This window comes from Streptacidiphilus jeojiense, assembly GCF_000719095.1.
Taxonomy (GTDB): domain Bacteria; phylum Actinomycetota; class Actinomycetes; order Streptomycetales; family Streptomycetaceae; genus Streptacidiphilus; species Streptacidiphilus jeojiensis.
On sequence record NZ_JOEH01000004.1, the window covers coordinates 220,482 to 233,124 of the forward strand.

Annotated in this window: 10 protein-coding genes; 1 reads left to right on the forward strand and 9 read right to left on the reverse strand. The window is 72.8% G+C overall.

Annotated elements, in window-relative coordinates; translation table 11 throughout:
- Window positions 1-286: 286 nt before the first annotated feature.
- From IF29_RS0105905 to IF29_RS0105925, 5 genes are all read right to left on the reverse strand, one after another.
- Window positions 287-3,052 (reverse strand): serine/threonine-protein kinase, encoded by a 2,766-nt coding sequence (locus IF29_RS0105905; RefSeq protein WP_084713616.1) that lies wholly within the window; start codon window positions 3,050-3,052, stop codon window positions 287-289.
- Window positions 3,053-3,092: 40 nt separating this feature from the next.
- Complete coding sequence (locus tag IF29_RS0105910) at window positions 3,093-4,424, reverse strand: hypothetical protein (RefSeq protein WP_232242037.1); 1,332 nt, start codon at window positions 4,422-4,424, stop codon at window positions 3,093-3,095.
- A gap of 123 nt (window positions 4,425-4,547) precedes the next feature.
- On the reverse strand, window positions 4,548-5,510 hold the full coding sequence (locus IF29_RS0105915; protein WP_084713618.1) for a glutamate ABC transporter substrate-binding protein: 963 nt from the start codon (window positions 5,508-5,510) through the stop codon (window positions 4,548-4,550).
- A gap of 14 nt (window positions 5,511-5,524) precedes the next feature.
- On the reverse strand, window positions 5,525-6,919 hold the full coding sequence (locus IF29_RS0105920; protein ID WP_232242038.1) for a hypothetical protein: 1,395 nt from the start codon (window positions 6,917-6,919) through the stop codon (window positions 5,525-5,527).
- Window positions 6,920-7,059: 140 nt separating this feature from the next.
- On the reverse strand, window positions 7,060-7,515 hold the full coding sequence (locus tag IF29_RS0105925; RefSeq protein ID WP_030250549.1) for a MarR family winged helix-turn-helix transcriptional regulator: 456 nt from the start codon (window positions 7,513-7,515) through the stop codon (window positions 7,060-7,062).
- A gap of 104 nt (window positions 7,516-7,619) precedes the next feature.
- Between IF29_RS0105925 and IF29_RS0105930 the strand changes: the two genes are divergently transcribed.
- On the forward strand, window positions 7,620-7,994 hold the full coding sequence (locus IF29_RS0105930; protein WP_030250552.1) for a cupin domain-containing protein: 375 nt from the start codon (window positions 7,620-7,622) through the stop codon (window positions 7,992-7,994).
- An 83-nt stretch (window positions 7,995-8,077) separates the two neighbouring features.
- On the opposite strand, the gene IF29_RS0105935 is transcribed toward IF29_RS0105930, so the two are convergent.
- From IF29_RS0105935 to IF29_RS0105950, 4 genes are all read right to left on the reverse strand, one after another.
- Window positions 8,078-9,106 (reverse strand): N-acetylglucosamine kinase, encoded by a 1,029-nt coding sequence (locus tag IF29_RS0105935; RefSeq protein ID WP_380520838.1) that lies wholly within the window; start codon window positions 9,104-9,106, stop codon window positions 8,078-8,080.
- Between the two features lie 143 nt (window positions 9,107-9,249).
- Window positions 9,250-10,533 (reverse strand): 6-phospho-beta-glucosidase, encoded by a 1,284-nt coding sequence (locus IF29_RS0105940; protein WP_030250557.1) that lies wholly within the window; start codon window positions 10,531-10,533, stop codon window positions 9,250-9,252.
- 41 nt (window positions 10,534-10,574) lie between these two features.
- Entirely contained in the window at window positions 10,575-11,513 is a 939-nt protein-coding gene (locus IF29_RS0105945; protein ID WP_030250559.1) for a carbohydrate ABC transporter permease, read from the reverse strand.
- 69 nt (window positions 11,514-11,582) lie between these two features.
- Window positions 11,583-12,581: a carbohydrate ABC transporter permease gene (locus IF29_RS0105950; protein ID WP_084713622.1), complete on the reverse strand. Its 999-nt coding sequence runs from the start codon at window positions 12,579-12,581 to the stop codon at window positions 11,583-11,585.
- Window positions 12,582-12,643 lie beyond the last annotated feature (62 nt).

The window sequence follows — 12,643 nt, forward strand, 5'->3', positions numbered from 1 at the left end:
CTCCCGCCTCCACCGCAGTTCCGGCTCCGCCGGGCCCGCCCGCCGCAGGCGCGCCCCCGCCGTAGGCGGCCTGCCCGGCGGGGGCTCCGGGACCGGAGGGCACGTCGGGGCCCGCGCCGGCAGGCACAACGCCGTGGGCGTGAGCAGCCCCCGCAGGGGCCGTCGCCCCGGAGGGCGGGCTTGCCGCGACCGTCAGGTCGCGCCCGCACTGCTCGCAGAAGCGGTCGCTCTCGCCCACCGGCTGCGCGCAGTTGGGACAGGAAAGGGTCAACTGGTCCATGCGCGCTTACACCCACGTCCTGGGCCGGGTGCGGTTGGCCCGCTCCACCCACTCGATCCGCTTCTCGGGCTGCTCCGCGAGACGCGCCAGTACCCGGTACGACTGCTCCAGCGCGAACCGCAGTTCCCGCTCCTCAGCCGGATGGCCCAGCAGCAGGATCGGTCCTGCACCCGCCGGACCGTCAGGACGCCCGGCCAGCACCCAGCCCAGGGCCTTGCCCAGCACCTCGACGGAGAGCTCCTCGCGGCGCCGTGCGTCCAGGCCGAGCCCGGTGAGCTGGACCGAACAGGCGTCCAGGTCGCCCTTGAGCGGTTCGGCCGCAGACCGCTCCCGCAGCCGCGCCCGCACCGCCGCGACCCGGGCCGCCACGTAGTGGTTGGAGGTCTCCGGGACCGACTCCAGCGCGTCCACCGCGCCCACCCGGTCGCCGGCCGCGAGCCGCACCCGGGCCAACCCGAAGGCCGCGCTGACGTAGGCGCGGTCGGTGGTCCACACCAGCCGGTAGAACTCGGCCGCGTCCTCGCGCGAGCCCAGCACCTCGGCGCAGATGGCCAGCGCCAGCTTGGGCGCGGCCTCGCCGGGGAACGCGTCGTAGACGGCGTCGAAGGAGTCGGCCGCGGCCCGCGCCGCCGCCAGCGGCTCCGGGCCTCCGGCCGTGCCCGCGGCGACCAGCGCGGCGAGGCCGCGGTACCAGACCACCCGCCAGTCGTCCGGGTGGTCCGCCGACAGAGCGTTCAACGCCGCGTCCACGGCCGCGAGATCGCCGATCTCGATCAGCGCGCGCAGCTCCCGCAGCCGCAGCTCGACCGAGCTCAGCGGCGCTGAGCGGAGCGCCGCGATGACGTCGGCGGGCGCGGTCGCCATCAGCGCGGCCAGGAAGCCGGCGTTGGGGTCGGCCACGTCGATCCGCGGCACCGGCAGCGCCAGCGCGGCCGGGCGCGGGTCCAGCGCCAGCACCTGCGGGGCCGCGTCGCCGCCCGGCTGGAACGGCAGCGCCGGGACCACCCCGGGGATCGTCGCCGGATGGCCCCCGCTCCCGTTGCCGCTCCCGTTGCCGGCGCCGTTGGCGCCGACGGCCGGCGCCGGTGCCGCGCCCGGAGCGGTCTGCACCGGCAGCGGTGCGCGGGGCGCCGGGACCGCGGCCTTGCGTCCGCGGCGCCGGCCGACCCGGTCCCGGCCGGGTGCGTCGAAGCCGGCCGGACCGACCAACTCGGTGTCCACGACCCGCAGTTCCGCGCCGAAGAGGGTGGAGAGGGCGGGCCGGGGCCGGTTGTCCTGGAGCGCCAGGATCTCCCGCAGCACCCCGGTGAGTTGCTCCGCCATCTCCTGCGCCGAGGAGAAGCGCTTGTCCGGGTCCGGGTCGGTGGCCCGGACCAGCAGCCGGTAGAAGGACTCGTAGCGGTCGAAGACCTCGACGTCCTCCGGGCCCGGGAGGGTGTCCCGGTAGACCGTGGAGAAGCCCTGGAAGTCGAAGGTCAGCACGGCCAGCGAACGGGCCACGGTGTAGAGGTCGGAGGCCGGCGAGACGCCGTCGGTGGCGATCTCGGGGGCCTGGTAGCCGACGGTGCCGTAGATCGCGCCGTCGTCGTCCTGGCGGCGCACCGCGCCCATGTCGATGATCTTCAGCTGGTCCTCGGACTGGATCACGTTGTCCAGCTTGAAGTCGCAGTAGATCAGGCCCCGGCTGTGCAGGTAGCCGAGCGCCGGCAGCGCCTCCAGGGCGTAGGCGATGGCCTGTTCGACCGGCAGCGGGACCCGCCGGCCGTCCGCGCCGCGCCGCTCGTCGGCGATGTCCTTGAGCGACTTGCCGCCGACGTACTCCATCACGATGTAGCCGTCGGTGCTGCCCTTGGCCAGGTCGGGGTGCTCGACGAAGTTGATGATGCGGACGATGTTGGGGTGGTCGACCTCGGCCAGGTAGCGGCGTTCGGCGATGGCGACCGCCAGCGCCTCCTCGTCACCGGTGTCCAGCAGGCCTTTGAGGACCACCCACTTGTCGTTGACCCGGCGGTCGATGCCCAGGTAGATCCAGCCCAGGCCGCCGTGGGCGATGCAGCCGACCACCTCGTACTGGCCGCCGACCAGGTCCCCGGCGAAGAGCTTGGGACTGAACGAGTACTCGGTGCCGCACTTGGTGCAGAACCCCTCCGGGCGGCCCGCGTTGCCGTTGCGCGAACGGCCCACCGGGGCCTCGCACTTGCTGCAGTAGCGCTTGCGCTCGGGGACCTCGGGGTGCTCCTGGACCATGCTGCGCGGATCGGGGCGGGGCACCGGAGGCACCGTCACCAGCCCGGCGCCGAGCGCGCCCCGGCTGGACTGCGAGGTGCTGCTGCGGGTGCTGCGCACCGACACCGAGGAGCGGGTGGAACCGCTGCGGACCGACCGGGAGCGGCCGGAGAGCGAGCGCGAGGAACCGCGCGAGGTGCTGCTGCCGGAGCGGACCGACTGGGAGGAGGCCTGCTGCGGGACGCCGCTCGCGGCGGCCACCGGCGCGGGCGCCAGCCCGCACTCGGTGCAGTAGCCGTCGGCGTCGATCACTCCGTTGCCGGTGCACTCCGGCCGGGTGCAGGGTGAGCCGGGGCCCGCCGCCTGTGCCGGAGCGGCCGCCGCCGAGCCGGTGCCGGACCCGGTGCCGGACCCCGCGGCCGCGGCGGCCTGAGCGGGGACCGCCGCCGGCGCCAGCCCGCACTCGGTGCAGTAGCCGTCGGCGTCGATCACTCCGCCGCCGGTGCACTCCGGCCGTGTGCACGGTGTGCCCGTCATGGACGTCATCCCCGCCATCCCCCCATCGATCGACTGTTCGCCATCATGGTCAACCCCTGTACGGGCGCCCGTCCACCGGACTGCCCCCGCCGCCGTTAAGATCGCCGTCAAAACCGTTGCCGGGTGGTCGCAGCGCCTGCTGGTACCGCTGGACCGCGTACTCGGCGGCCCTCAGGTCGCAGGGTGCGCTCCACAGCATCCGCCGGGCCTGGTCGTAACGCTCGATCAGTTCCGGATCCTCCGCGACGCCCCGCCGCGCGGCCATCGCCTTGTACGCGTCCAGCCGTCCGCGCAGCTCGGCGCGGATCGCCAGCGGTGCGGTGACCGCGGTCAGCGACTCCCTGGCCCGCTCCAACTCGCGCTGGGCGGCGCCCTCCAGGGTGTCCAGCAGCGGGCCGAGCCGGTGCCACTGGCCGTGCCGGCGCAGCTGGTCGGCCTGGGCCAGCCGCTCCCGCATCGCGCTGGCGGGACCGGGCACGGCCGGGACCTCGGTCGAGGCGATCTTGGCCAGCACCTCGCCGCGCGCCCGCCTGGCCTCGGCCAGTGTGGCGTCCGCCCGGGCCAGTGTCTCGCCGACGCCTTCGAGCCGCTCGTCGGCGTCGTCCCGCAGCCGCAGCAGGTCCTCCAGCTCCAGCCGGAGGTCGTCCACGGTGCGGGCGGCGCGGTCGTAGCGGCCGGTGTCCACGCTGCCGGGGACGGTGCCGCGGGAGGTCTCGGAGCCGCCCGCGGCCGGGTGCGCGGTCCAGAAGGCGAGCGGGTCGGTGACCACCTCGCCGCGCAGCGCGGCCAGTTCCTTGGTCATCTCCTCCAGAGCGTCCCCGGCCGGGTGCTCGCCGGGGTGCACGCCCACCGAGCGGGCCAGCGCCCGCACCCGGCCCAACTCGGCGGTGAGCAGGTCTATCCGGGCCGGCAGCGCGGACCAGACCGCGTCGGCGGCCGAGGCGATCTCGATGATCCGCCCGTACCAGCCGTTCATCCGGTCGACCAGCTCGGTCAGGCTCACCTGCTCGCTCATCCGGGCGCTGCCGGTGATCCCGGTGACGGTGTGGCCGCCCTGCGGCAGCTTCCCGGCCGAGACGGTGACGCCCCGTCCGCGCAGCAGTTCGGTCAGCTCGTACAGCTCGGCCTGACCGGGCCTGGCCCGCCGGGAGCGCACCGCCCGGGCGGCGGCCAGCGCCTCCGAGTAGGTGTCGAACATGGACCAGAGCAGCCCGAGGCCCGGCTCGGCCTGCACCCAGCGGTCCCGGGTGCGGCCGTTCAGCTCGGCGCCCTCCAGCAGGCGGCGGCCCGGGTGGTCCTGGAGCGCCAGCAGCGACGCCTCCACGGCGTCCCGCTCGGCCCCGAGCCTGGTCAGGGTGCGGTCCACCTCCTCCCGGGTCATCACCGGACCGTTCGGTCCTGTCAGCGCCATCCGTCCGCCATTCGTTCTTCGGTCCCCGTCGTCCCTTGAATTGTCGACCCTCGGGTACTCGTCCTCTGCACTCTCGTCACCTGGGCGGCCGGCTCAACCCGCGAAGTGCGGAACCGGCGCCCCCGGTGAAGCTCCCAGCGGCTTCAACCACTTGCTGTACTCGGCGGTCCACTGGTTCGCCAGGAAGTCCTGCATCGCGGCGTTGACCCTGCGGACCAGATCAGTGGAGCCCAGCTTCATGGCCACCCCGTAGACCTCGTGGTCCAACAGTCCGCCGACCAGATGAATGGTCGGGTCCTGGGCCACCTGGCCGGCGCCCAGGGCGTTGTCGGTGATGGTCGCGTCCACGTTGCCGAGCTGCATCTGCACCAGGCAGTCCAGCTGGTTGGCGACGGTGAACACCTTGGCGCCGTGCAGGTTGGCCTTCAGCAGGTCGAGACCGGTGGAGCCGGTCGCCGCGCAGACCTGCCTGCCCTTGACGGTGTCGTCCAGACCGGTGATCGGCGAGGACTTGGGCGCGACCACCTCCTGCCCGGCGTCGAAGTAGGGCACCGAGAAGGAGACCTGCTTCAGCCGGTCGCAGGTGATCGTCATGGTCCGCACCACCACGTCCACCTGGCCGCTCTGCAGCGCGGTGATCCGGTTGGCGGTCGGCACGGCCAGGAACTCCACCGCGTTGGCGTCGCCCAGGATCGACTTGGCCAGGGCGTGCACCAGGTCGATGTCGAAGCCCTGCAGGTTCCCGGTGGCCGGGTCCCGGAAGCCCCACAGGTCGCTGTTGGTGTCGATGCCGGCGATCAGCTTCCCGCGCTTCCTGATCCGCTGCACGTTCGGCCCGCTGTCGTCCGTGCTGGGCGTCAGGCTGGTGCCGGTGTCGCAGGACGCCGCGGCGGGGGCCAGCGCCGGAGCCCCGGCGCTGATCCGCACCGCCTGCGGCCGCGGTTCGGCCGCCGAACTGCCGGGCAGGGCGACGGTGCCCAGCAGCAGCGCACCCGCCGCCAGCACCGCCGCGCGGGTCCGGCTGCCCGTGCCCATGGCCATCAGTCGCTTCCTCATGATCTGTCGCCCCCTCACCGGTACTCCGCCGCCCGGCGGTTGATGCCCAGCAGCGCCCCGGCGGCGGCCAGCGCCGCCAGTACGCCGGCGCCCTCGGCCAGCAGCGTGGTCGCCCCGCGCCCGTCGGCGGCCAGCTTCGCGAAGTTGGCCTGCTCATGGCTGATGGCGGCGGCCAGGCTGGAGTTCAGGCTGGTGAACGCCGCATCGGTGGTCTGTGTGGAGGCGGTCCCCGGCAAGCCGATGGTGTCCTGGACCGCGGTCGCGTACTCGCCGTTGTTGTTGGCGGTGCCGGCCGCGTCGTGCCGCTTGTCCCAGGTGCCGAACGCCGCCAGGGCCGCCTGCACCTGCTGCTGCGCCGCGGCGTCGCCACTGGTCATCTGCACGGCCTGGTCCAGGTAGCCGCCCTGGCCGGCCAGCTCGGTGCTGACGGTCTGCCAGAGGGTCTGGTAGTCGGTGGTGGACCCGCGGGCCACCAGGTTGAGGTTCTCAGCGCCGCGGCACTGCAGCGCGGTGATCTGCGCCTCGTTCAGCACCTGCAGTGGCGCCGCGCCCCGGGTGTTGCTGGCCCGCAGATCGGAGGCGGCCAGGCTCTGCGCGGTGCCCAGCCAGATCAGCGCGGCGGCGGTGAACGCGCTGGCCGCCAGCAGACCGACGTTGAACACCCGGTTGGTGCCCCGGAACAGCCGGACCTGCGCCCAGACCAGCGCCGCCAGCAGCACCGCCCCGAGGCCGATCGCGGCCCAGGGCAGCGCCTGCGCGTCCGCGTAGTCGTGGTGCAGCCGCGCCGTCTCGGTGGTGTAGAGCTGCTTCGCCTCGGGGAGCATCGTGTTCTGCAGCTGGCCCGAGGCGAACCGCAGGTAGGCGCCGCCCAGCGGCAGCCCCTGCCGGTCGTCGGCCCTGGCCGTCTCCACCAGGCCGGTGTAGACCGGGAGCTGGGCGTTGAGCTGGCGGATCTGGACCTGTCCCGGGTCGTCGGTGGCGGTGCTCCCGGCGGCCTTGGCCAGCAGCGTGGAGGCCATCGCGATGTCGCTGTTGTACTGCTTCTGCACCGCCGCGGTCTCATTGCCGGCCTGCAGGAAGCCGGTGGCCGCGGTGGTGTCCGCGTCCGCCAGCGAGTGGAAGATCTGCGCGGCGTCGTCGCTCAGCGGCTGGCTGTGGTCCACCACGCTGGTGGCGGCGTTGGAGCTCTGCACGACCTGGGTCACCGTCAGCACGCCGAACACCACGGCCAGTACGGCCAGCAGCGTCCCCATGGTCCACAGCCGGCGCAGCGGGGAGCCGCCGGGACGGCGGCCGCCACGGCCGGGCGCGGGACTCTCGTCGGCGGGGCGCACGAGGGCGGGCGGTGACGGCGGCGCCGTGGCCACCGCCCCTCCGCCCTGCCCGTAACCCTGACCCGGCGTCGTCATCAGGCGCGCCCCCTTCCCCCGTCGCTCCCCTGCTGCGGTCCTTTGGGAGCAGTATGGCCAACCCCTGCGGCATCCACACGGGACTTGCGTCGATCTTGAGGTTTCGTCGCCCAGCTGTGACGCGGGCGGGACAGGAGCGACTACCAGCTGGGCCGGATCGGTCCCCGCGGTGCCAGTCGGGCCAGATCCGTCACCAGGGTGTGGAACCGCTCCGGCCCCAGCTCCTCGATCCACGGGGCCACCGTCTCCGCCGCCGCCTCGTCCGCGGCCCTGGTGCAGGCCCAGCCCCGCTCGGTGAGGACGACCAGGCGGGCCCGGGCGTCGGTGGGGTGGGGGCGGCGCTCGACGTAGCCCTTGCGGACCAGTTCGTCGACCAGCTGGCTGGCGGCCTGCTTGGTGAAGCCCAGGTACTCGGCCAGTTCGCCGATGGTCGCGCCGTCGGGGGCGAGCCGGACGAAGGCGTAGCCGTGTGCCGGGCGTACGTCGCCGAAGCCCCGTGCGGTACCGCCGGCCTGGACGCCGGCGACCAGTTCGCCGCTGAGGGCGAGCAGCAGTGCGGGCAGGGCGCGGACGTCGGCGGCGCGGGAGTCGTTCATGCGCCAAGTCTGCCATGGAAGGACAAGTGGCTTGACTATCGATGGGCAAGCAGCTTGACTATCCACAGAAGGACAAGCCGCTTGACCATCTTCGGGGAGCCATCATGCCTGTCATCCGCAGTGCCGACGCCACCGTCCACGAGATGCACGGATCCCGCTTCGTCGCCCACGCCAACACCGGCACCGGCAGCAAGGAGATCTGCGCCTGGCGGGTGGAGATCCCGGCCGGAACCACCGGCGTCCCGCACACCGTCAGCCGTGAGGAGGTCATCCACGTCCTCACCGGCGCCCTGCGCTTCACCGTCGACGGAGAGGCGGCCGACCTGGTCCCCGGCGACACCGTGATCGTCCCGGCCGGAGCCCGTTTCGGGGTGGACAACCCCGGCGGCGAGCCCGCCACCATGTGGACCGTCACCAGCGTCGGTCTGACCGCCACGCTCGCCGACGGCAGCACCGTCACCCCGCCCTGGGCCAACTGACGCGGCGGTGAAGGGGCAGAACGACGGCCGGCGGCCCGGCGGAGGACACCCGCCGGGCCGCCGGCCGTCCGCGCGCGGCCCCCTCAGACCAGGCGCGCGGCCCCCTCGGAGGCGGACGGCCGCCGCAGCGCGTAGCCGGCGCGCAGCCGTTCCTGCGCGCCGGGCGCGCCGCCCAGGCCGGCCGCCGCGAGGTGGTCCAGTCCCAGCAGGGCGGCGCCCACCACCGGCGGGGTGGTCACGATCCGCGGCAGCGCCTTGGGGGCGTCCGCGGCCAGCCGGGCGTTGATGCCGTCCAGCAGCAGCGGCTGCCGGGAGGCCAGCACCCCGCCGCCCAGCACCACGTCGGCGGGGGAGTCCAGCAGGTCCAGCCGCCGCAGCGCGACCACCGCCAGCCGCACCACCTCGTCGGCCTGACGGTCCACCAGCTCCAGCGCGATCGGGTCCCCGGCCTCCGCGGTCGCGAACAGCACCGGCACCAGCTCGTGCAGCCGGGCCTCGTCGATGCCGCCCAGGTGCACCGCCTCCGCCACGGCCAGCGTCGTCTCCAGGCCGAAGTGGGCGGCGGCCGCGGCCGCGAGCGCGGTGTGCGGCCCGCGTCCGTCCTCCGCCCTGGCGGCGGCCCACATCACCTCGTTGGCCAGGCCGCCACCGCCGCCCCAGTCCCCGGTGATCATGCCGAGGGCCGGGAAGCGTGCGGTGCGCCCGTCCGGGAGCAGCCCCACGCAGTTGATGCCGGCGCCGCAGACCACGGCCACCCCGCGCGGGGCGTCCGTGCCGGAGCGCAGCAGCGCGAAGGTGTCGTTGGCGACGACCGTGGTCCTGGACCAGCCGTAGCCGGCGATCAGCTCCTGCAGCCGCTGCTCCTCGACCGGCAGGTCGGCATTGGCCAGGCAGGCCGAGACATGGGTGGCCAGCGGCCCGCGACCGGCGCCGATGTCGAGCCCGGCCTCGGCCGCGGCGGCCGCGACCAGCGGCGCCAGTCCGGCCACGGCGACCTCGCTGCCGACGATGTGCGGGACGAAGCCGCCGCCGCGGGCGGTGCCGAGCACCTGCCCGTCGGCACTGACCAGCGCCACGTCCGTCTTGCTGTTGCCCGCGTCGATGGCGAGCACCCCGGGGACCAGTTCCCGCCCCACCGCACCGACGCTGCCGGCCCCCAACGGGTTGCCGACGGTGCTCTCCCCGTCACTCACTTGCTGCTGCCCCACTGGGATTCCGCTCTCCGTACCGGTAGTCGGCCGCTCGTCGATCGTGGTCACGCCCATGCCAGATGTTCATGGTTGTGCGCGATCAGACGGTCGGTCAGGCCGTCGGCGAGGTCGATCTGACCGACCAGCGGGTGCGCCAGCAGGGCCTGGAAGACCCGGTCCCGGCCCCCGCGCAGCGCGGCGTCGAGCGCCAGCTGCTCATAGGCCGTCACATGGGCGATCAGCCCGGCGTACAGCGGCTCGACGGCGGGGACGGGCAGCGGGGCCGCACCGGTGGCGTCCACCGTCGCGGGCACCTCGATCACCGCGTCGTCCGGCAGGAACGGCAGGGTCCCGTTGTTGGGGACGTTGACGACCTGCACCGCCCCGGCCGGCGAGCCGGTCCCGAGCAGCGAGGCCACCAGGTTGACCGCCGCCTCGGAGTAGAACGCGCCGCCGCGCTTGGCCAGCAGCGCCGGCTTCTCGTCCAGGTCCGGGTCCCCGTACATCTCCAGCAGCTCCCGCTCGATCGCGGCCACCTCGGACGCGCGCGAGCCCTTGACCCTGAGCTCCTCCACCACCCGGTCGTGCTCGTAGAAGTAGCGCAGGTAGTAGGACGGCACCGTGCCCAACTGCCGTACCAGCGACAGCGGGAGCTCCAGGTCGTCGGCGATCTCCGGGCCGAACCGCTGCAGCAGCTCGGGCAGCACGTCCCGGCCGGTGGAGCCGCCGGGCTGGTCGAGCAGATGGACGCCGCGCTCCCAGGTGAGGTGGTTCAGCCCGACGTGGTCCAGCCGGATCCGCTCCGGCACCACACCCAGCAGCGAGGCGAACTTCCGCTGGAAGCCGATGGCCACGTTGCACAGCCCGACGGCCTTGTGGCCGGCGGTCTGCAGGGCGCGGGTGACGATGCCGACCGGGTTGGTGAAGTCGACGATCCAGGCGTCCGGGTTGGCCCGGCGGACCCGCTCGGCGATGTCCAGCACCACCGGGACGGTACGCAGCGCCTTGGCCAACCCGCCCGCGCCGGTGGTCTCCTGGCCGATGCAGCCGCACTCCAGCGGCCAGGTCTCGTCCTGGTTGCGGGCGGCCTGGCCGCCGACCCGCAGCTGCAGCAGCACCGCGTCGGCGCCCTGCACCGAGGCGTCCAGGTCGCCGCTGGTGGTGATGGTGCCGGGGTGCCCCTGCTTGGCGAAGATCCGCCGGGCCAGCCCGCCGACCAGCTCCAGCCGGTCGGCGGCCGGGTCGACCAGCACCAGCTCGCCGATGGGCAGGGAGTCCCGGAGCCGGGCGAACCCGTCGATCAGCTCCGGGGTGTAGGTCGACCCGCCGCCGACGACGACGAGCTTCAGCGGGCCGGGAGCGGCCGGGCCTGTGGTGGACGTGCGGCTCATCAGCCCTTGACCCCTGTCAGTGTCACGCCTTCGATGAAGGCTTTCTGTGCGAAGAAGAAGACGACGATCACCGGTGCCATGACCAGCAGGGTGGCTGCCATGGTCATGTTCCAGTTGGTCTGGTGCGCCCCGTGGAAGGACTGGAGCCCGTAGGAGAGGGTCCAGGCGGCGGGGTTGTCGGAGGCGTAGATCTGCGGGCCGAAGTAGTCGTTCCAGCAGGAGAAGAACTGGAACAGGGCGACCGCCGAGATGGCCGGCTTGGCCATCGGCAGCACCACCTTGAGCAGGGTGCGGACCTCGCCGCAGCCGTCCACCTTGGCCGCGTCCAGGTACTCCTTGGGGATGGTCAGCAGGAACTGGCGCAGCAGGAAGATGGAGTACGCGTCACCGAAGGCCATCGGGATGATCAGCGGCCACAGCGTGCCGTCCAGGTGCATCTGCTTGGCCCAGAACAGGTACATCGGGATGATGATGACCTGCGGCGGCAGCATCATCATCGAGATGACCAGCAGCATCGCCAGCCGGCGGCCGGGGAAGCGGAACTTGGCCAGCGCGTAGGCCACCGGCACCGACGACAGCACCGTCAGCGCGGTGCCGAGCACCGCGTACTCGATGGTGTTCTTCCACCAGGTGCCGAAACCGGGGACGTTGAAGACGGTCCGGTAGTTGCTCCAGACCCAGTGCTGCGGCCAGAAGTTCGTCGTGAGGGCCTGACTGTCCGTCATCACCGAGGTGAGGAACAGGAAGACGAACGGCAGGATGAAGAGCAGCGCCACGGTGATCGCGATCGAGTGGACCGCGATCCACTCGAGCCGACGCTGCCGCTTGGCCTTGCGCCAGGCCGCGTCCGAGCTGGACGGGACCCCGCTGCGGGACCGGACGGTGACCGGGGCGCCCCCGGGAGCCTCGCCCGGGGTCTGGACTGCTGTGTCGCTCATGGTTGGGGGACCCGACCTTTCGGGGGACTGCGGCGTGCGGGGGGACTGCTGCCTTTCGCTGGACACAGCTCAGTCCTCGCCCACGAGACCGGCCCGGCGGCGCATGAGCAGGGCGGTGAAGGCCATCGCGACCACGAACAGGATGATCGAGATGACACAGGCGGAGCCGTAGTCGAAGTTCTGGAAGCCGATGTTGTAGACCAGTTGCGGCAGGGTCCAGGTGGAGCCGCTCGGGTAGCCGGGCTGGAACTGCTGCCCGGAGTTGCCGACCACGCCCGAGGCGACCTGCCCCGCGACGATCGCCTGGGTGTAGAACTGCATGGTCTGGATGACCCCGGTGACCACCGCGAACATGATGATCGGGGTGATGTTGGGCAGGGTGACGTAGCGCCAGCGCTGGAACGCGTTGGCCCCGTCCAGCGAGGCCGCCTCGTACTGCTCGGTCGGCACGTCCAGCAGCGAGGCCATGAAGATGACCATCAGGTCGCCGATGCCCCACAGCGTGAGCAGCACCAGCGAGGGCTTGGACCAGGTAGGGCTGGTGAACCAGCCCGGCTGCGGCAGGCCCAGCTCGCCGAGGAAGTGGTTCACCGGTCCGGTGCCGGGGTTGAACAGGAAGGCGAAGCCGATGGTCGCGGCCACCGGCGGGGCCAGGTACGGCAGGTAGAACGCGGTGCGGAAGAAGCCGGAGCCGCTGCGCACCTTGACGATCAACTGCCCGATGCCCAGCCCGAAGACGGTGCGCAGCGTCACCATCACCACGACCAGCCAGGCCGTGTTGCGGGCGGCCTGCCAGAAGTCCGCGTTCTTGCTGAGGATGTAGGTGTAGTTCTTGAAGCCCACGAAGGTCGGCGCGTTGAAGCCGTCGTAGTGGGTGAAGGAGAAGTACACGGTGGAGATCAGCGGGTACGCGAAGAAGACCGCGAAGCCGATCAGCCAGGGGGAGAGGAAGCCGACCGCGGTCGACAGCTCCTTGCGGCGCTTGCGGCGCAGGGCGGGCGGAACCGGCAGGCTCGCGGCGCTGCCGGAGCCGCGTGGGCCCCTGCCGATTCCGAGGACGGTTGCCATCTGAGTGTCACCACCAGGTCAGGACGGGTAGGAGGAGGGAGTAGCGGGGGGAGGGGGCCGGT

Excerpts from the sequence above, each read along its gene's own strand:
- IF29_RS0105925 (WP_030250549.1), bottom strand. The coding sequence starts at position 7,515 with ATGAACGACTCCCGCGCCGCCGACGTCCGCGCCCTGCCCGCACTGCTG.
- IF29_RS0105950 (WP_084713622.1), bottom strand. The coding sequence starts at position 12,581 with ATGGCAACCGTCCTCGGAATCGGCAGGGGCCCACGCGGCTCCGGCAGC.
- IF29_RS0105945 (WP_030250559.1), bottom strand. The coding sequence starts at position 11,513 with ATGAGCGACACAGCAGTCCAGACCCCGGGCGAGGCTCCCGGGGGCGCC.
- IF29_RS0105915 (WP_084713618.1), bottom strand. The coding sequence starts at position 5,510 with ATGAGGAAGCGACTGATGGCCATGGGCACGGGCAGCCGGACCCGCGCG.
- IF29_RS0105910 (WP_232242037.1), bottom strand. The coding sequence starts at position 4,424 with ATGACCCGGGAGGAGGTGGACCGCACCCTGACCAGGCTCGGGGCCGAG.
- IF29_RS0105920 (WP_232242038.1), bottom strand. The coding sequence starts at position 6,919 with ATGACGACGCCGGGTCAGGGTTACGGGCAGGGCGGAGGGGCGGTGGCC.
- IF29_RS0105905 (WP_084713616.1), bottom strand. The coding sequence starts at position 3,052 with ATGACGTCCATGACGGGCACACCGTGCACACGGCCGGAGTGCACCGGC.
- IF29_RS0105930 (WP_030250552.1), top strand. The coding sequence starts at position 7,620 with ATGCCTGTCATCCGCAGTGCCGACGCCACCGTCCACGAGATGCACGGA.